Source organism: Pseudomonas sp. R4-84 (genome assembly GCF_054130985.1).
Genome location: NZ_CP096390.1, coordinates 189,998 through 207,796 on the forward strand (window position 1 = coordinate 189,998; position 17,799 = coordinate 207,796).

Sequence of the window (17,799 nt, forward strand, 5' to 3'; positions counted from 1 at the left end):
TTGCCGCTTTCGTCACTTTCCCTCAGGATGCGGACGGAAATTGGTTCCAACGTTCGTTTTTTGGGATGAAAAACCTTCAAAAGCGGGTATCTGAGAACCATTGGCATTGGTGATTGCCCATCGGCGCGTCATAATGCCCCGCGCCTACCACCTTGCAGAGTCTAGGGAGTCAGCTTGTCCACGCCTGTCGAACCCTTGCGTTTGCTGTTGTTGGCCGAAACGCCTGAGTGGTCAGCGATATTGCGCGAGTGCCTGGCGCCTATGGGGCCCTCGGTCGTGTTGATCAGCGCCCCGAACTGGGACTCGGTCAGCAGCTTGTTCGAGGACAACCGCAACGCGGTGCTGCTCACCGTTGCCGCCCTGCAGCCGGCACCGGGTCGTTGTCGTTTGCCGACAGTTCTGTTGCTCGAGCATGAACCTTCGGTTTCCCCGGATGGCGTCAGCGACTGGCTGGTGCGCGACGCCCTCGATGAGGCGACCCTGCGTCGTTGCCTGCGTCACGTGCGCGAGCGGGGGATGCTCGAAAACACCCTGCAACGGCTCGCCGAGCAGGACCCGTTGACAGGCATCGCCAACCGCCAGGGTTTTCAGACCTTGCTGGCGGCTCGCCTGGCTGAAAACGAAGGCCGTGGCCTGGCCCTGGGTCACCTGGACCTCGACAATTTCCGCCACGCCAATGACGCCCTCGGCCACCAGGCCGGCGATCGGCTGATCCTGCAGGTTGTCTCGCGGCTCAAAGGCGCGCTTGAGGCCGGTGATCAGCTGGCACGGCTGGGGAGCGACGAGTTCGCCTTGTTGATAGACACCCGCCGGGCGCCCCAGCGAGCGGAGTGGATGGCCGAGCGCATCATCGAAGCCATGGCCGAACCCTACTGGGTCGACGGTGAAAGCCTGTTGATCGGTTGCAGCCTGGGCATTGCCCACGCCCGGGCGCAAGCCGGTGCGGACCCCTTGATGTGGCACGCCCACATCGCCATGCAGCAGGCCAAGAGCACCCAAGGCTGCACCTTTCATATTTTCAACGAGCGCATCAACCGCAACGCCCGCAGCCTCGCCGACCTGGAAAGCGAGCTGCGGCGGGCGTTGCGACGTGATGAGCTGGAATTGCATTACCAGCCTCGGCTGAACCTGGCGGATGGCACGATTGTCGGCCTCGAAGCCCTGGTGCGCTGGCGCCATGGCGAGCGCGGCTTGTTGCCACCGAGTGAGTTCGTGCCGCTGGCCGAGCAGAGCGGGCTCATCGTGCCGTTGGGTTACTGGGTGATTGCCCGGGCCCTTCGGGACATGCAGGACCTGCGTGAACGTGGGCAGGCGCCGTTGCACATGGCGATCAACCTTTCGTTCCGGCAGTTCCAGGACAGCCAGTTGCTGCCGACCCTGAGCCGGTTGATCGCCGAGCGGGGTGTCGAGGCCCAATGGCTGGAGTTCGAGCTCACCGAAACCGCCGTGATGCGTCGCAGCGAACTGGTCAAACAGACCATGGATGCCCTGGGTCGCCTGGGGGTACGGTTCTCCCTGGATGATTTCGGCACCGGATTCTCCTCGTTCGTGCACCTCAACAGCCTGCCCATCGCCCTGCTCAAGATCGACAAGAGCTTCGTCGGCGGCATGGAGCAGCGCGAAGAGAACCGCAAGCTGGTCCACGCGATGATCAACCTGGCCCATAACCTCAACCTCGAGGTGGTGGCTGAAGGCGTCGAGACCCGCGAGCAACTGGAGTTGCTGCGCGGTTTCGGATGCGACCAGGTGCAGGGGTTCCTGATCAGCAAGCCGTTGCCGCTGGCGGAGTTGGTTGAATACCTGATGTCCGAGGGTGATCAGCAGTCGATGCTGGAAATCAGCTAACCCAAAACCCGGTGGGAGCGAGCTCCCACAAGGGGCTTTGTTTCATTTGGCCTGGATCGCTTCGAAACCTTGCTGTCCCGGCTCGCTGCGAATCATCCGCTTCATCTTCCACTCGAACGCCAACGTCAGGCTCACCGCCGCGCAGGCCAGGCCCAGGGCGAGGCCCCACCAGACACCGGTCGGGCCCCAATGCAAATGGAACGCCATCCACCACGCCGCCGGCGCGCCGATCAACCAATAGCAAGCCAGGCCCACCAGGAACGTGGTCTTGGCGTCTTTCAATCCGCGGATGCAACCCATCGCAATGGTTTGAGTGCCGTCGAACAGCTCGAACCACGCCGCCACGGCCAACAGGCTCACCGCCAGGTCGATGACCGCCCGGAACGCCGGGTCCTCATGGTCCAGGAACAGGCCGATCAATTGATTCGGCAGCAGCCAGAACACCATGGCGAACGCCAGCATGGCGGCCGCGCCAAAACCAATCCCGACCCTCCCGGCCAGGCGCGCCATGAGCAATTGCCCGGCACCGTAATGCTGGCCGATACGCATGGTGATGGCGTAGGACATGCCCGCCGGAACCATGAAGGCCACCGAGACGATTTGCAGCGCGATCTGGTGGGCCGCCAGCGGCGTGCTGCCCATGGTGCCCATGCACAGGGCGGCGAATGCGAACAGGCCGACTTCCACCGCGTAAGTGCCACCAATCGGCAAGCCCAGTCGCCACAGTTCCTTGAGGTATTGGCGATTGGGTCGCGACAGGCCGGCAAGCAATGGATAAGCGCGGTAGGCCGAGTGCCGATGAATGTGCCAGGCCAGCGTCAGGGCCATGCAGTTGGCGACGATGGCCGTGACCAGGCCGATCCCCATCAGGCCGAGCTTCGGCAGGCCGAACATGCCGGTGATGAGCGCATAGTTGAGAAGGAAGTTGGCCACCGTGCCGCCGAGGCTGATCACCATCACCGGCGTGGCCCGCCCGATGGCGCTGGTAAAGCCACGCAGGGCCATGAAACTCAGGTAACCGGGCAGGGCGAACGGCAGTGCCAGCAAAAATTGCCCGGCAGAGAGCACGTTGGTTTCGGTCTGGCCGAACATCAACAGCACCGGCTTGAGATTCCACAACAGCAGGCCCGCCACCAGCGCCATCAACCAGGCCAGCCATAATCCGGCCTGGGTCAGCCGGGTGGCGCCTTCGATGTCGCCCGCGCCCTGGCGGATCGCTACCAGGGTGCCCACCGCCGCGATCACGCCGATGCAGAAAATCGATACGAATGAATAGCTCGCCGCCCCGAGCCCGCCGCCTGCCAGGGCTTCGGGGCTCAGGCGAGCCATCATCAGGGTGTCCGTCAGCACCATCAGCATGTGCGCCAACTGCGAAGCAATCAACGGTCCCGCCAGGCGCAGGATGGCCCAGAGTTCGGTACGCACAGGATGCCGCATGATCATCACACTCCATGTTCCAGCAAGGCAGTAAGACGAAGATTCTCGGCCCTCCCGCCGGATTGCACAAAAGGATAAAAAAGATCGCTGGCATGATTAAAACTCATGCTGGATGGGTTTCTGGTAGGGTTTGCAAACCACGCCATGGAGCTTTTGCGATGTCTCGCCGTCTTCCTCCGCTTTATGCGCTACGGGCATTCGAAGCCGCGGCGCGCTACAGCTCGTTTACCCGCGCCGCCGAGGAGCTGTCGATCACCCAGAGCGCCGTCAGCCGGCACATTCGCACACTGGAAGATCACTTTGCCTGTCGACTGTTCCAGCGCAGCGGGCGCAACCTGCAACTGACCGAGTCGGCGCGCCTGCTGCTGCCGGGCGTGCGGGAGGGCTTCATGGCGCTGGAGCGGGCTTGCCACACATTGCACGGAGAAGACGGCATCCTGCGGATGAAGGCGCCATCGACCCTGACCATGCGCTGGCTGCTGGCGCGCCTGAGCCGCTTTCGCCATCTGCAACCGGGCAACGAAGTGCAGCTGACAAGCGCCTGGATGGACATCGACTCGGTGGATTTCAATACCGAGCCTTTCGATTGCGCAGTCCTGCTGGGCAATGGGCATTTCCCTGCGGACTGGGAGGCCAGCCTGCTGTTTCCCGAGGAGTTGATACCGGTCGGCGCTCCGAACCTGCTCAATGACCAACCCTGGGATGTGGCGCGATTGGCCAAGGCCGAGCTATTGCATCCCACTCCGGATCGCCGCGACTGGCGCAATTGGCTGCAGCGCATGGGCTTGGCGGACAAAGTCTCGCTCAGGGGCGGTCAGGTGTTCGATACCCTGGAACTGGGCATGATCGCGGCCGCGCGCGGCTACGGCGTATCCATGGGCGATTTGTTGATGGTGGCCGAGGACGTTGCCCAGGGGCGCTTGAGCCTGCCATGGCCAACCGCTGTCGCCAGCGGCGAGCATTACTACCTGGTCTGGCCGAAAACCCGGCCCGGGGGTGAACGTTTGCGCCGGCTCAGCGACTTTCTCCAGAGCGAGGTGAAGGCCATGCAACTACCTGAGGTCAAGCGCCTGGGCTGAAACGTTGCAGTCGCCGTGCTAGCCACTTGGTATTATTCCTTCCAAAGCCCTCAAGTATTCGGCGTTACGGCCGAAGGTGAACATAGAACCTTCGTTCAGAAAGGGCCAATACCTACCTCATCGAATCAGATGCCGAGCGTGCGATGTGATCAAGATGATCCAGTCTCTCGGCCAGGAGCCGTCATGTCTCAACCTCGTGCCCGGATCGCCTCACAGCTAGGCCTTGCCCTTGCCGTGATACTGGCGGTCGTGATCTCCGGCAGTACTGTCTTTGCCTTGCGTTCGCTTGACGCTGCAAACCTTTCTACCCGTGAAGAGCATCTCGCGAGCGAAGCGCGACTGATGGCCGATCAGCTCAACACGTTCCACAGCACGTTGCGCGAAAGCACCCAACGGCTGGCGGGTCTGTTCGAAAAGCGTTTCAGCGCCGGTTTGAGCGTGCATCCGGACCAGCCGGTGACGGTGGCGGGCGTTCAGACGCCTGGCTTGAGCCTTGGCAGCGAAGTGTTGAACAACAATTTCAAGGAAGTGGATGATTTCAAGACGATGACCGCCGGCGTGGCCACGGTATTCGTGCGCAGCGGCGACGATTTTGTCCGCGTCAGTACATCCGTCAGCAAACAGGACGGTACGCGCGCCATCGGTACTGTGCTCGACCGCGCCGGACCGGCCTACGGCCCGGTGATCAGCGGCCAAAGCTACATTGGCCGGGCGTTGCTGTTCGGGCGCTTCTACATGTCGCAGTACACGCCTGTACGTGATGGCAGCGGCAAGATCATTGCCGTGTTGTACGTAGGATTCGATTACACCGATGCGCAGAATGCGCAGTTCGAAAACCTCAAGCGCTTCCGAATCGGACAGACCGGTTCGCTGGCGTTATTGGACGAGCAGAACAAATGGTTGGTGCCGCCGGCCGGCGTGCAGGCGCTGGACCGTGCTACCGCGGCCATCACAGCGTTGGTCAAGAAGCCTGGCAAGGGTGCTTTCTGGGACGACACCGCGGAGGAGTTCTATAGCGTTGCCGTGCCGTTCGAGGGCGGGCCCTGGTCGGTCGTGGCGAGCATGCCGAAAACCGAGATCAACGCAGTGACCTGGAACGTCGGTACGCAACTGGCGATCGGCAGTTTGCTGGCGATGTTGCTGGCGGTCGGTGCGGCGGTATGGCTGTTGCGCAGCAAACTGGCTCCCCTCGGTGACTTGGTGCGTCAGGCCGAAGCCTTGGGCGCCGGCGACCTGAGCGTGCGCCTGAATGTGTCGAGCCACGACGAGATCGGCCAACTGGCCCGTGCGTTCAACCAGATGAGCCAAGCCTTGTCGACCATGGTCGAGCACATTCGCAAAGCCTCCCAAGAGGTCAACAGCCGTGCCCAGGCGCTCTCCGGATTGTCCAGTGGCGCCTATGAAGGGATGGAGCAACAGTCCGGCGAGATCACCAGCATGGCCGGGGCGGTGGAAGAATTCAGCGCCACCTCCCTGAACATCGCCGACAACATGGGCAATACCGAGCGCCTGGCCCAGGACAATGCCCAACAGACTCGCATCGGCCGTACCTCGATGGACGAAGCGTCATCGTCCCTGGAACAGATCGCGGGCGCCTTGAACAGCACTGCAACGGTCATCAACACGCTGGGCCAGCGCTCCCAGGAGATCGGTGGCATTGTCGGTGTGATCACTTCGATCGCCGAGCAAACCAACCTGCTGGCGTTGAACGCCGCCATCGAAGCTGCACGGGCGGGCGAGCAGGGTCGTGGTTTTGCCGTGGTAGCTGACGAGGTTCGGAGCCTGGCCTCGCGCACTCGCCAGGCCACTGACGAAATTTCCGGCATGATCAACAGCATCCAGCAGGAAACCGGCAACGCCATCAGCACCATGGAGAAGGGCAACCTGCTCATGCAGGAAGGCTTGTCGCGTAACGCCAACGTGGCCTCGGCCCTGGCGCGTATCGATGAGCAAAGCCGCTCGGCCGGCCAGCAATTCGCCGCGATCACTACGGCTACGCAGGAGCAAAGCAGCACCGCGACCCTGCTCAGCAGCAACCTGCAGAGTATTGCCATGGCCAACAGCGAACAGCGCGAAGTGGTTTCGAACCTGGCGATCACCGCCAAGGAACTGGAAAAACTGGCGCAGGACCTTCGCAAAGAAGTCGATCGGTTCCGCTGAGACCGTCCCCTCACGAGCAAGCCAACCCAATCCCGTGGCGAGGGAGCTTGCTCCCGCGGGCCTGCACAGCAGGCCCGTGCCTTTTCAGGCAGACCTTATCGTCGCGTCTTGCGACTGCTGCGCAGTCGAGCGGGAGCAAGCTCCCCCGTCACGGGTTCTAGGCTGCCTAGGCAAAAAATCACCGCGAGCAAGCTCGTTTCCCGCAAAAAATCTCCAATCTGTAGCCGTGTAGTTTTTCAGGTAGTTGCTGTTTTTTGGCTTGCTGAAACGTTTCTTCAAGTCTATAAAAACCGCACAACTCCAACAAAAGGCCGTCTCCATGAATTCCCTAAGACTCTTCGTTGCCCTCGGCGCCTTGGGCGTAGCTTCCCATGCGATGGCGTGGGATTACGTACTGCTCGACACCGATAAAGCCGCCCAACCCTGGCGAATCACCAGTCAACAACTGGGCGTGAAAACCGATAAGCCGTTTTCCGTGACGATGCGCACCCTCCACGGGGGGCGTCAGGAAGGCGTGAGCATTGTCGACATCGACAACGGCACTCTGAAGCTGTCAGTCGTCCCGACCCGTGGCATGAACGTGCTTCAAGCCTCGGTCGGCGATGTGCGTATGGGCTGGGATTCGCCGGTCAAAGAAGTGGTCAATCCAGCATTCATCGAACTCAACGGCCGAGGTGGCCTGGGCTGGCTCGAAGGCTTCAATGAGTTGGTGACCCGCTGCGGCTTTGAGTGGGTCGGCCACCCCGGCATCGACAACGGTGAACTGCTGACCTTGCATGGGCGCGCCGCGAATATTCCGGCGAACAAAGTCACCTTGCACATCGATGAAAAGCCACCTTACGCCATCACCCTGCGAGGCGAGTTGAAGGAGCAGGCGTTCAAGAAGGTTGACTTCTCGGTCCAGACTGAATTGGTCACCGAGCCCGGCAGCGTGACCTTTTCCCTCAACGACACGCTGACCAACAATGGCGACTATCCGAAGGAATACCAGGCGCTCTATCACAGCAATTTCAGCACGCCATTCCTGGAGCAGGGGGCCCGCTTCGCCGCCCCGGTCAAACAGGTTTCGCCGTTCAACGACAAGGCCAAGGGCGACCTGAAGGATTGGACCACCTATCGAGCTCCCACCAAGGACTACGATGAAACCGTTTACAACGTCGTGCCTTACGCCGACGCCAAGGGCGATACGCTGACCGTCCTGCACAACAAGGCCGGTAGCCTCGGCGTTTCCGTGGGCTTCAATACCGGGACGCTTCCGGTGTTTTCCCTGTGGAAAAACACCGATACCCAAGGCCAGGGCTACGTGACCGGCTTGGAGCCAGGTACCAGTTTTTCCTATAACCGCCGCTACCAGCGTCCGCTGGGCCTGGTGCCCAGCATCGCACCGAAAGAGCGCAAGCAATTCCAGATCCACTACAGTCTTCTGGCGGACAAGGGGGCCGTGGACAAAGCCCTCAAGCGCATCGATGACATCCAGGGCGATCGAAAGGCCGAGGTGCGAGAAACACCGCTGGTGGACCTGAGCAAGCCGTGACCTGTTTCATGGCGTTGCGGGCCGGTATTGCAAGGCTTCGGCCAGGTGCTCGCGGCTGATCCGTTCCAACTGCTGAAGGTCGGCCAGCGTGCGGGCGACCTTCAGCAAGCGGTGGGCGGCTCGCAGCGACAGGGTCAGTCGTTCGCAGGCGGTTTCCAGCCACGCCTCGTCGGTCGAGGACAGTTTGCAATGGCGGCGCAGCCCCGGTAGATCGAGGAATGCGTTGGCACAGCCTTGGCGGGTTTGCTGGCGTTCCCGGGCTTCGGCCACCCGCTCGGCCGCGGTGGCGGTGTCGTCACCCGGTTCGCCTTTGGGATTGAGCGCCGTGGCTTCCCGCGCCACGGTCAGGTGCAGGTCGATGCGGTCGAGCAAGGGGCCGGACAGCTTGTTGCGATAGCGCTGCACCATGTCCGGTGTGCACGAGCAGCGGCCGCTGGGCTCGCCAAGGTATCCACAGGGGCAGGGGTTCATGGCCGCTACCAACTGGAAGCGGGCCGGGAAGCGCACGCGATCGCGGGCGCGCGAAACCACGATATGCCCCGACTCCAAGGGCTCCCTCAGGACTTCCAATACCTTGCGATCAAACTCTGGAAGCTCGTCCAGGAACAGCACGCCGTGGTGGGCGAGGGTGATTTCCCCCGGTTGCGGCTTGGAGCCTCCACCCACCAGGGCAGGGCCGGACGCCGAATGGTGTGGCTGGCGGAACGGCCGTTGCGGCCAATGGCTCAAGGGCACGCAACTGGCAACCGACTGTATAGCCGCGACCTCCAGGGCCTCGCTTTCGGCCAGCGGTGGCAGCAACCCCGGCAAACGACTCGCCAGCAGCGTCTTGCCCGTACCGGGTGGGCCACTGAACAACAGGTTGTGAGCTCCCGCTGCCGCGATCAGCAAGGCGCGCTTGGCTCCGGCTTGACCTTGTACTTCGCTGAGGTCGGGATAGGGCTTGCTGGCCGAGAGCAGCCCGTTGGACACAAAAGGCTCGACTGGGGCGTGGCCGTTGAAATGCGCCACTGCTTCGAGCAGATGGTCCACGGCGATCACCTTCAGCCCCGACGCCAGGCAAGCTTCCTCGGCGTTGGCCCGGGGTACCAACAGCATGCGTCCAGCCTTGCGTGCCGCCAGCGCCGCGGGGAGCACGCCGCGTACCGGTCTCACGGCGCCGGACAATGCCAGTTCGCCGAGGCACTCCACGTCGTCCAGCATCAAGGTCGGCACCTGCACGCTGGCCGACAGGATTCCCAAGGCAATCGCCAGGTCGAACCGGCCTCCGTCCTTGGGGAGATCCGCTGGCGCCAGGTTCAGGGTGATGCGCCGCGCCGGGAAATTGAGCCCTGAATTGATGATCGCGCTACGCACCCGGTCCTTGCTCTCCTTCACCGCCGCCTCCGGCAGGCCGACCATCGTCAGTGACGGCAAGCCGTTGGCCAGATGAACCTCAACGGTAACGGCAGGGGCTTCGACCCCCACTTGGGCGCGGCTGTGGACGATGGCGAGCGACATGAAGCGTTCCTTGACTGATGGAGAGCCGCATCCTGCGGCTCTTGAAGACTAGTCCGGGGAAACTGAGAGGGCGGGGCAATTGAAGGGGCAAATTTTCGCAGGATGTTGCGCAAGTGGGGGCATGAATGAACAACCGCCATTCAGGCGGTTGTTTTTCAGTTGCCGTTACAGGCGGCGAGCCCCTGCCGGCGCTTTGGATGATCTGGTGGGCCTTGGACAAATCACGCGCTTAACGCCGCATCCCTGGCAAGAGGTGCTCACTCGTCCTTGGGGTCGAGTCGCGCCTCCAGCTCGGCCACCTTGGCTTCCAGGCTCTCCAGCCGTGCCCGGGTCCGGGCCAGCACGACCATCTGGCTGTCGAATTCTTCCCGGCTGACCAGGTCCAGCTTGCTGAACCCGCTTTGCAACAGGGCCTTGAACTGGCTTTCGATTTCATTCTTGGGGAGTGGCGTGTCGCCGCTCAACAGGCGGGAGGCGTGGCCGCTCAGGGCGTCGAGGAGGTCTTTGGGCGCGAGCATGTCAGGTGTCCTGGAAACAATGGCGGGCAGTGTATCACGCAGTGTCTATAGTCAATTCGCGGCTCGGGTTGCACGCTTTTCGCGCACGGCCCCGGGCATCACCGCACCGTTGTTGTGCGTATCGCTGCGGTTCGTGGTTCGGCGCAGGCCGGCGCAACGGGTAAAGGGTTGAAATCAGGGGGGTTGGGTACAGATGGCAAGCTTTCTGCTTAGTGGCTGGTGACCCATGCACTGATGCAGTCGCTGTGACGAATGCAGTGCAGCAGGCGGAGCGGGGAGTTTCGTCAGGAGTAGTCAGCTGGCACCGGTCGGGCAACTTGGGCCGACGACGCGTTACAAAGCCAGGCACTGCGCTTAGACTTGAGTCGGGTTTGTTTTCCTGGGGCAAGTCCACCAATTCGGGAGAGAGTTTCATGAAGCTAGTCACTGCCATCATCAAGCCGTTCAAGCTGGACGACGTACGCGAGTCGCTGTCCGAAATCGGCGTGCAGGGCATTACCGTTACTGAAGTCAAAGGCTTCGGTAGGCAGAAAGGCCATACCGAGCTGTATCGCGGCGCGGAATACGTGGTCGACTTCCTGCCCAAGGTGAAGATCGATGTCGCCATCGACGACAAGGATCTTGATCGGGTCATCGAGGCGATTACCAAGGCCGCCAACACCGGCAAGATTGGTGACGGAAAGATCTTCGTGGTCAATCTGGAACAGGCCATTCGCATCCGTACCGGCGAAACCGATACCGACGCTATCTAAGCCGTCAAACCCAACGCCCCAGGAGAAAACAATATGACTCTGCGTAAATTCGCAGGGCTAGGAGCCCTGTTGTCCTTCGTAATGCCTGGCCTGGCCATGGCGGAAGAAGCGGCAGCCCCAGTCCTCAACTCCGGCGACACTGCCTGGATGCTGACTGCCACGATTCTTGTCCTGTTCATGACCATCCCTGGCCTTGCGCTGTTCTACGGCGGCATGGTTCGGTCGAAAAACATTCTTTCGGTGATGATGCAGTGCTTCGCCATCACCGGTCTGATCAGCGTCCTGTGGGTCATCTACGGTTACAGCATTGCGTTCGACACCACTGGCATGGAACAGGGCGTCGTCAACTTCAATTCCTTCATCGGCGGCCTGGGCAAGGCATTCCTGGCAGGCGTCACCCCGGCCAGCCTGACCGGTCCGGCTGCATTGTTTCCAGAAGCGGTGTTCATCACTTTCCAGATGACCTTCGCCATCATCACCCCAGCGCTGATCGTCGGTGCCTTTGCCGAGCGGATGAAATTCTCCGCCATGCTGATCTTCATGGGCGTGTGGTTCACCCTGGTGTATGCGCCGATTGCGCACATGGTCTGGTCCGGCAACGGCGGCCTGATGTGGGATTGGGGCGTGCTGGACTTCGCCGGCGGCACCGTGGTGCATATCAACGCCGGTATCGCCGGTCTCGTAGCCTGTCTGGTATTGGGCAAGCGCAAAGGTTTCCCGACCACCCCAATGGCACCGCATAACCTGGGTTACACCCTAATGGGCGCGGCCATGCTGTGGGTAGGCTGGTTCGGCTTCAACGCCGGCTCCGCCGTCGCGGCCAACGGCACTGCCGGCATGGCGATGCTGGTCACCCAGATCGCCACGGCTGCCGCGGCACTGGGCTGGATGTTTGCCGAGTGGATCACCCACGGCAAGCCAAGCGCGCTGGGCATTGCCTCGGGCGTGGTGGCCGGCCTGGTTGCAATCACCCCGGCTGCCGGCACCGTGGGCCCGATGGGCGCCTTGGTCATCGGCCTGGCGGCGGGCGTGGTGTGCTTCTTCTGCGCCACCACCCTCAAGCGCAAGCTCGGCTATGACGACTCCCTGGATGCCTTCGGCGTACATGGCATCGGCGGTATCCTCGGGGCGATCCTGACCGGTGTATTCGCTGCACCGGCACTGGGTGGCTTCGGCACCGTGACCGATATCGGCGCACAAGTGTGGATTCAATTCAAAGGCGTGGGTTTCACCGTGATCTATACCGCGGTCGTGACCTTCATCATTCTCAAGGTACTGGACGCCGTCATGGGCCTGCGTGTCTCCGAGGAAGAAGAAGCCGTGGGCCTGGACTTGGCCCAGCACAACGAGCGTGGTTACAACCTGTAAGCAACGCGCAAAAAAAATGCCCGGTTCGCCGGGCATTTTTTTGTCTGGAATTTGTCATTGCTCACAAGGTTCGCCGGTTTTTTCCGACGCCTTTTGTTGTGTATATGACATGGGTTTTTCTACCGCCAAAGACTTACATCGAGGCAGGAATATTAGGCCCTTTGTTTTTTTCCAGAGCGCGCTAGAATGCGCGCCGAACGTGCGGAGATCTGTATGTGGCAACAGACGCTGATAACCCTGCGGGCGAGGCCCCGGGGCTTTCATCTGGTGACGGACGAGCTACTCGCCGGCCTGCCTGAACTCAAGGCATGTCGTGTCGGTCTGTTGCATCTGTGGCTGCAGCACACCTCGGCCTCGTTGACCATCAACGAGAACGCCGATCCGGCGGTACGTCGAGACTTCGAACGATTTTTCAATCGGCTGATCCCACAAGGAACCGCCGGCTATGAGCACAACGACGAAGGCCTGGACGACCTCCCGGCGCACTTCAAGGCCAGTGTGCTGGGATGTCAGCTCAGCCTTCCGGTGACGGCGGGACGGTTGGCGTTGGGTACCTGGCAAGGCGTTTATCTGGGCGAGCACCGAGATCATGGCGGTGCTCGTAAAGTCCTCGCCACCTTGCACGGTGAAGGGGCATGACCGCTGCTTGTCAGCGGATCTTGAATTTTTTCTGGCAGCCTTCGACAGATGGCGAAGCTGGGCTATAACTAATCTGCTTTTCGCAAGTCATGAGGTAGAACATGAGCGACGATGATCTGGAAAACGACGACCTCGAAGTAGGTGACGAAGACGAGACCGAAGAAGGCCTGGAAGCGGCGGCTGAAGATGTTGCCGACGACGAAGGTGCCGATGTTCCGGTCCCCACTGCCAAAGGCAAGGCCAAGGCAGCGGTATCAGTCGACGAGTTACCGAGCGTAGAGGCCAAGAACAAGGAGCGTGACGCGCTTGCCAAGGCCATGGAGGAATTCCTGGCCAGGGGCGGAAAGGTGCAGGAAGTGGAGGCCAACGTGGTCGCCGATCCGCCCAAGAAGCCTGACAACAAGTATGGCAGTCGCCCTATCTGAGCCTCTGTTTCTTGCTTGCTGAAAAAGCCCGCCGTCGCTGCGGGCTTTTTCATGGGCGGGATAAACTCCACGGACAGGCTCGGCCCTGTGGGAGCAAGCTCGCTCCCACAAGGTTCAGGGTTGGCTATGCCACGCCGCCAATAACCCTGGCAGTTCGGTCAGGCTGCGAATCTCCGCATCCGGTGCGTGATCGGCATCCCAGGCCTTGCCCATCGGGTTGAACCACACCGCACGCAGGCCGGCCTGCTGGGCGCCGGCGATGTCGTCGCCCGGGTGATCGCCTACATGCACGGCGGTCTGTGCCGTGGCACCGCCGCGCTGCAAGGCCTCCTCGAACAGTCTTGCGTCAGGCTTGGCGATGCCAATGTCCTCGGCGCACAGGGCAAACTTGAAATAATCCGCCAGCCCCAGGCGTCGCACGTCGGCGTTGCCGTTGGTGACGACGCCAAGTGCGAAATGATTGGCGAGGATTTCCAGGGTCGGCTGTACGTCTGGAAAGATCTCCAGTTGATGACGAGCATGCAGGAATGCTTCGAATCCTTGGTCCGCCAACTCAGAGGCTCGCCACTGGTCGTAGCCGGCATCTTGCAGCGCCCGGAACAGCACGCGCCTGCGCAACGCACTGATGCGGTGCTTGAGGTTCGGTTCTTCGCTGAGCACTTGGGCGCGGATCGCCCACAAGCGCTCCACGGGAAAATCGCCCAGGTCGGGTGCGTTGTCGGTCAGCCATTGACGTAGTACGGCTTCGGCGCTGGCGATCACCGGCGCGGTGTCCCACAGCGTGTCGTCCAGGTCGAAGGTGATGAGCTCGATGGTCATGATTCGTCGCCCTTGATGCGTTTGGCCCTGGGGTGGGCACTGTCATAGACCGTCGCCAGGTGCTGGAAATCCAGGTGGGTATAGATCTGGGTCGTCTTGATGTCCGAGTGGCCAAGCAGTTCCTGGACGGCACGCAGGTCCTGGGAAGATTCCAGCAGATGACTGGCGAACGAATGCCGGAGCATATGCGGGTGCAGGTTCTGACCGAGCTCCCGTTCGCCGGCGGCCTTGACCCGCAGCTGGATGGTACGTGGGCCCAGGCGTCGGCCTTGCAGGCTGACGAAGACCGCGTCATCGACGGGGTTGGTCAGCGCTCGTAGTGGCAACCAAAGCTCCAGGGCTTCGCGGGCCTTGCGGCCGATAGGCAGCAAGCGGGTCTTGCTGCCTTTACCGAGTACCTGAACCAGGCCGTCGGCCAAGTCCAATTGGTCCAGGTTCAGCCCCGTCAGCTCGGAAAGCCGCAGGCCTGAGGAGTAGAAGAGTTCGAGGATCGCCTGGTCCCGTCGCGCCATGAAATCATCCTCGACGGCGCCATCGAGCAATTGCAAGGCACGGTCGGTGTCGAGGGTCTTCGGCAACCGGCGTTCGCCCTTGGGGGGTGCCAGGCCTGTGGCTGGATCGTGATCGCACAGGCCCTCGCGATTGAGGTATTGATACAGGCCGCGCACCGCCGACAACAGTCGCGCCAGGCTGCGGGAGGATTGCCCTTGCTGATGCAGGCGAGCAACGAGGCTGCGCAGGCGCTGGATATCGAGGGCCGACCAGTTGTCGATGTTTTGCTTCTGGCACCAGCCCCGCACCTTTTCGAGGTCACGACGGTAGGCCGACAGGGTGTGAGGGGACACCTGGCGCTCACTGCGCAGGTGTTCGCAGTAGGCGTCCAGTTGCCGCTCCATCATCAGCGTACCGAACGCAGCGAACCGGCAACCCGTGGCAGCACACGGCCGGTTACTTCGGCGATATAGCTCAGGAACAGCGTACCCACCGAGCTCTTGTAGTGCTGCGGATCGCGACTGGCGATGGCCAGCACGCCATGCACGCCTTGGTGGGCGATGGCGACAACGGCGGTGGAGCCGATCTGCTTGCGCTGTTCTTCGCCAAACAGGAAATCCAGCTCATGTTCGCGCAGGCTGCCACTGACGCTTTTGTTTTCGGTAAGCAGCCCGCCAATGGCCGTCTGCGCGTCGGCGTGGGTGACCCAGCGGCCCACCGGCATCGCGTTGTCGCCAAACAGGATCAGGCTGACAAAGGGCACCTGGAAATCCTGGCGCAGGCTGTCTTCGACGCTCATTACCAGGTCTTCAAGAGTACTGGCGTCCATCAGCGCGAGGATCAGCCGACGGGTCTTGTCGAAGAGCCGGTCGTTGTCCCGGGCGACGTCCATCAGGTGCGAGAGGCGATGGCGCATTTCGATGTTGCGCTCACGCAGGATCTTCATCTGGTGCTCGACCAGCGACACGGTATCGCCGCGCCGGTGGGGGATCCGCATCGTTGCAAGCAGGTCTTCATGCTCGACGAAGAAGTCCGGATGCGCCTCCAGGTAAGCGGCCACGGCCGCGGCGTCTGAGGGGCTCGAGGATTCGTCGGGCTGCGGGGCTGGAACCTTTGGCTTGTCGGTCATGGGTTTGGCTCACTCAAAGACGAACTTGTCCTTCGTATACGCGTACGGCCGGGCCGGTCATCATCACCGGTTGGCCTGGGCCTGCCCATTCGATGGACAGGCGCCCGCCTGGCAGGTCGATCAGCAGCGGCGAATCCATCCACCCCTGGCTGATCGCGGCGACGGCGGCGGCGCAGGCGCCCGTGCCGCATGCCTGGGTTTCCCCGGCGCCACGTTCCCATACACGCAGTTGGGCGCGGTGGCGATCGATGACCTGCAAAAAGCCGACGTTGACGCGCGCCGGGAAGCGCGGATGGTTTTCGATCTTTGGTCCCAGGTCGTGTACGGCAGCGCTGTTGATGTCGTCCACGCGCAGTACGGCATGGGGGTTGCCCATGGAGATCGCCGCCAGTTCCACCGCGGTGCCGTCGACGTCCACGGTATAGCTCAGGGCTTGGGCTGGCGCTTGGAATGGGATATCCGCCGGCACCAGGCGCGGGGCGCCCATGTTGACGCCGATCTGGCCGTCACTGCGCACATCCAGTTCGATGATGCCGCTTTTGGTCTCGACGCGAATCTGCCGCTTGGCGGTCAGGCGCTTGTCCAGCACGAAACGGGCGAAACAGCGCGCGCCGTTGCCGCACTGCTCCACTTCCGAACCGTCGGCATTGAAGATCCGGTAGCGGAAATCCACGTCCGGGTTGTTTGGTGCCTCGACGATCAGCAATTGGTCGAAACCGATGCCGGTGTGCCGGTCGCCCCATTGTTTGGCGTGCTTGGGCAGGATATGCGCGTGCTGGCTGACCAGGTCGAGGACCATGAAGTCATTGCCCAGGCCGTGCATCTTGGTAAAACGCAGCAGCATGGTTTTACTCCGGCAGCAGGCTTTCGCCGGCAAACAGTTCGGCTACCGTCTCGCGGCGGCGTACTTCGAATGCCTGATCACCGTCCACCAGCACCTCGGCGCAGCGGCCGCGGGTGTTGTAGTTGGAACTCATGACAAACCCGTAGGCGCCCGCCGAATGAACGGCCAGCAGATCGCCTTCTTCCAGCGCCAACTCCCGGCCCTTGGCAAGGAAGTCGCCGGTTTCGCAGATCGGCCCGACGATGTCGTAGGGGCGGGCCGCGGTATCGCGAGGGCGCACGGCTGTGACGTCCATCCAGGCCTGGTACAGCGCCGGGCGGATCAGGTCATTCATCGCCGCGTCGACGATGGCGAAATCCTTGTGCTCGGTGTGCTTGAGGTACTCGACCTGGGTCACCAGCACGCCGGCGTTGGCGACGATGTAGCGGCCGGGCTCGAACATCAGCGCCAGGTCACGGCCTTCGAGGCGCTCGCGCACGGTCTTGATGTAGTCGGCCACCAGCGGTGGCTCTTCATCGCGATAGCGCACGCCGACACCGCCGCCCAGGTCGATGTGACGCAGGTAGATGCCGCAATCGCCGAGGCGATCGACAAGCGCCAGCAGGCGGTCGAGGGCGTCAATGAACGGTTCCAGAGTGGTCAGTTGCGAGCCGATGTGGCAATCGACGCCCAGCACTTCCAGGTTCGGCAGTTGGGCGGCGCGTACGTACACGTCCTCGGCGTCGGCAATGGCGATGCCGAACTTGTTTTCCTTAAGGCCCGTGGAAATGTACGGGTGGGTGCCGGCGTCGACGTCCGGGTTCACGCGCAGGGAAACCGGCGCACGAACACCCAGTTCGGCGGCGACGACTTGCAGGCGCTCCAGTTCGTCAGTGGATTCGATGTTGAAGCAGTGCACGCCGACTTCCAGGGCGCGACGCATGTCTTCGCGGGTCTTGCCGACGCCGGAGAACACGATTTTGTCGGCGCTACCGCCCGCGGCCAGCACGCGCTCCAGCTCGCCACCGGACACGATGTCGAAGCCTGCGCCCAGGCGCGCCAGGACGTTGAGCACGCCCAGGTTCGAGTTCGCTTTTACAGCGAAGCACACCAGGTGCGGCATGCCTTCGAGGGCATCGGCGAACGTCCGGTACTGGGCTTCGATGTGGGCCCGGGAATAGACGTAGGTCGGCGTGCCGAAACGTTCGGCGATCGCGGACAGGGCAACCCCTTCCGCGAACAGCTCCCCGCCACGGTAGTTAAAAGCGTCCATGGCGGT

16 protein-coding genes are annotated in these 17,799 nt (G+C 62.1%); 8 read left to right on the forward strand and 8 right to left on the reverse strand.

Features of this window, described 5'->3' with window-relative positions; all coding sequences use genetic code 11:
- Nucleotides 1–174 precede the first annotated feature (174 nt).
- Entirely contained in the window at nt 175–1,845 is a 1,671-nt protein-coding gene (locus tag M1D68_RS00800; protein ID WP_434561649.1) for a putative bifunctional diguanylate cyclase/phosphodiesterase, read from the forward strand.
- 42 nt (nt 1,846–1,887) lie between these two features.
- Here the strand turns inward: M1D68_RS00800 and M1D68_RS00805 are convergent, their stop codons facing one another.
- On the reverse strand, nt 1,888–3,288 hold the full coding sequence (locus M1D68_RS00805) for a NorM family multidrug efflux MATE transporter (protein ID WP_457968981.1): 1,401 nt from the start codon (nt 3,286–3,288) through the stop codon (nt 1,888–1,890).
- Between the two features lie 152 nt (nt 3,289–3,440).
- Here M1D68_RS00805 and M1D68_RS00810 point away from each other — a divergent pair, with 152 nt between their 5' ends.
- The 3 genes from M1D68_RS00810 (at nt 3,441) to M1D68_RS00820 (ending at nt 8,055) form a co-directional block, all read left to right on the forward strand.
- The gene (locus M1D68_RS00810) at nt 3,441–4,361 is read left to right on the forward strand and encodes a LysR substrate-binding domain-containing protein (RefSeq protein WP_420765159.1); all 921 of its coding nucleotides are present in this window, start codon (nt 3,441–3,443) and stop codon (nt 4,359–4,361) included.
- A gap of 183 nt (nt 4,362–4,544) precedes the next feature.
- Complete coding sequence (locus tag M1D68_RS00815) at nt 4,545–6,521, forward strand: methyl-accepting chemotaxis protein (RefSeq protein WP_434608886.1); 1,977 nt, start codon at nt 4,545–4,547, stop codon at nt 6,519–6,521.
- Nucleotides 6,522–6,840: 319 nt separating this feature from the next.
- The gene (locus M1D68_RS00820) at nt 6,841–8,055 is read left to right on the forward strand and encodes an aldose 1-epimerase family protein (RefSeq protein WP_457968983.1); all 1,215 of its coding nucleotides are present in this window, start codon (nt 6,841–6,843) and stop codon (nt 8,053–8,055) included.
- 6 nt (nt 8,056–8,061) lie between these two features.
- On the opposite strand, the gene M1D68_RS00825 is transcribed toward M1D68_RS00820, so the two are convergent.
- Together M1D68_RS00825 and M1D68_RS00830 are read right to left on the reverse strand one after the other, a co-directional pair.
- Nucleotides 8,062–9,555 carry a YifB family Mg chelatase-like AAA ATPase gene (locus tag M1D68_RS00825; protein WP_457968985.1) on the reverse strand — a complete coding sequence of 498 codons (1,494 nt, stop codon included), beginning with the start codon at nt 9,553–9,555 and terminating at the stop codon, nt 8,062–8,064.
- Between the two features lie 257 nt (nt 9,556–9,812).
- The gene (locus M1D68_RS00830; RefSeq protein ID WP_420765155.1) at nt 9,813–10,073 is read right to left on the reverse strand and encodes an accessory factor UbiK family protein; all 261 of its coding nucleotides are present in this window, start codon (nt 10,071–10,073) and stop codon (nt 9,813–9,815) included.
- 413 nt (nt 10,074–10,486) lie between these two features.
- On the opposite strand from M1D68_RS00830, the gene glnK reads away from it, so the two are divergent.
- From glnK to sutA, 4 genes are all read left to right on the forward strand, one after another.
- Nucleotides 10,487–10,825: a P-II family nitrogen regulator gene (gene glnK / locus M1D68_RS00835; protein ID WP_002555808.1), complete on the forward strand. Its 339-nt coding sequence runs from the start codon at nt 10,487–10,489 to the stop codon at nt 10,823–10,825.
- 33 nt (nt 10,826–10,858) lie between these two features.
- Nucleotides 10,859–12,193: an ammonium transporter gene (locus M1D68_RS00840; RefSeq protein ID WP_420765154.1), complete on the forward strand. Its 1,335-nt coding sequence runs from the start codon at nt 10,859–10,861 to the stop codon at nt 12,191–12,193.
- A gap of 213 nt (nt 12,194–12,406) precedes the next feature.
- Nucleotides 12,407–12,832, forward strand: a complete 426-nt coding sequence (locus tag M1D68_RS00845; RefSeq protein ID WP_420765153.1) for a secondary thiamine-phosphate synthase enzyme YjbQ — start codon at nt 12,407–12,409, stop codon at nt 12,830–12,832.
- A gap of 101 nt (nt 12,833–12,933) precedes the next feature.
- Nucleotides 12,934–13,257 (forward strand): transcriptional regulator SutA, encoded by a 324-nt coding sequence (gene sutA, locus M1D68_RS00850; RefSeq protein WP_420765152.1) that lies wholly within the window; start codon nt 12,934–12,936, stop codon nt 13,255–13,257.
- A gap of 114 nt (nt 13,258–13,371) precedes the next feature.
- Here the strand turns inward: sutA and M1D68_RS00855 are convergent, their stop codons facing one another.
- Genes M1D68_RS00855 through lysA form a run of 5 tightly spaced genes read right to left on the reverse strand, consistent with a single transcriptional unit; the run spans nt 13,372 to nt 17,793 of the window.
- A complete protein-coding gene (locus M1D68_RS00855) occupies nt 13,372–14,076 on the reverse strand; it encodes an HAD family hydrolase (protein WP_420765151.1) in 705 nt (234 codons plus the stop codon).
- The gene (gene xerC, locus M1D68_RS00860; protein ID WP_420765177.1) at nt 14,073–14,972 is read right to left on the reverse strand and encodes a tyrosine recombinase XerC; all 900 of its coding nucleotides are present in this window, start codon (nt 14,970–14,972) and stop codon (nt 14,073–14,075) included. Before xerC ends, M1D68_RS00855 begins: the two co-directional genes overlap by 4 nt.
- A gap of 2 nt (nt 14,973–14,974) precedes the next feature.
- On the reverse strand, nt 14,975–15,697 hold the full coding sequence (locus tag M1D68_RS00865) for a DUF484 family protein (protein WP_420765150.1): 723 nt from the start codon (nt 15,695–15,697) through the stop codon (nt 14,975–14,977).
- Nucleotides 15,698–15,710: 13 nt separating this feature from the next.
- Nucleotides 15,711–16,541 (reverse strand): diaminopimelate epimerase, encoded by an 831-nt coding sequence (gene dapF, locus M1D68_RS00870; RefSeq protein WP_420765149.1) that lies wholly within the window; start codon nt 16,539–16,541, stop codon nt 15,711–15,713.
- A 4-nt stretch (nt 16,542–16,545) separates the two neighbouring features.
- A complete protein-coding gene (lysA, locus tag M1D68_RS00875) occupies nt 16,546–17,793 on the reverse strand; it encodes a diaminopimelate decarboxylase (protein ID WP_420765148.1) in 1,248 nt (415 codons plus the stop codon).
- Between the last annotated feature and the right edge of the window lie 6 nt (nt 17,794–17,799).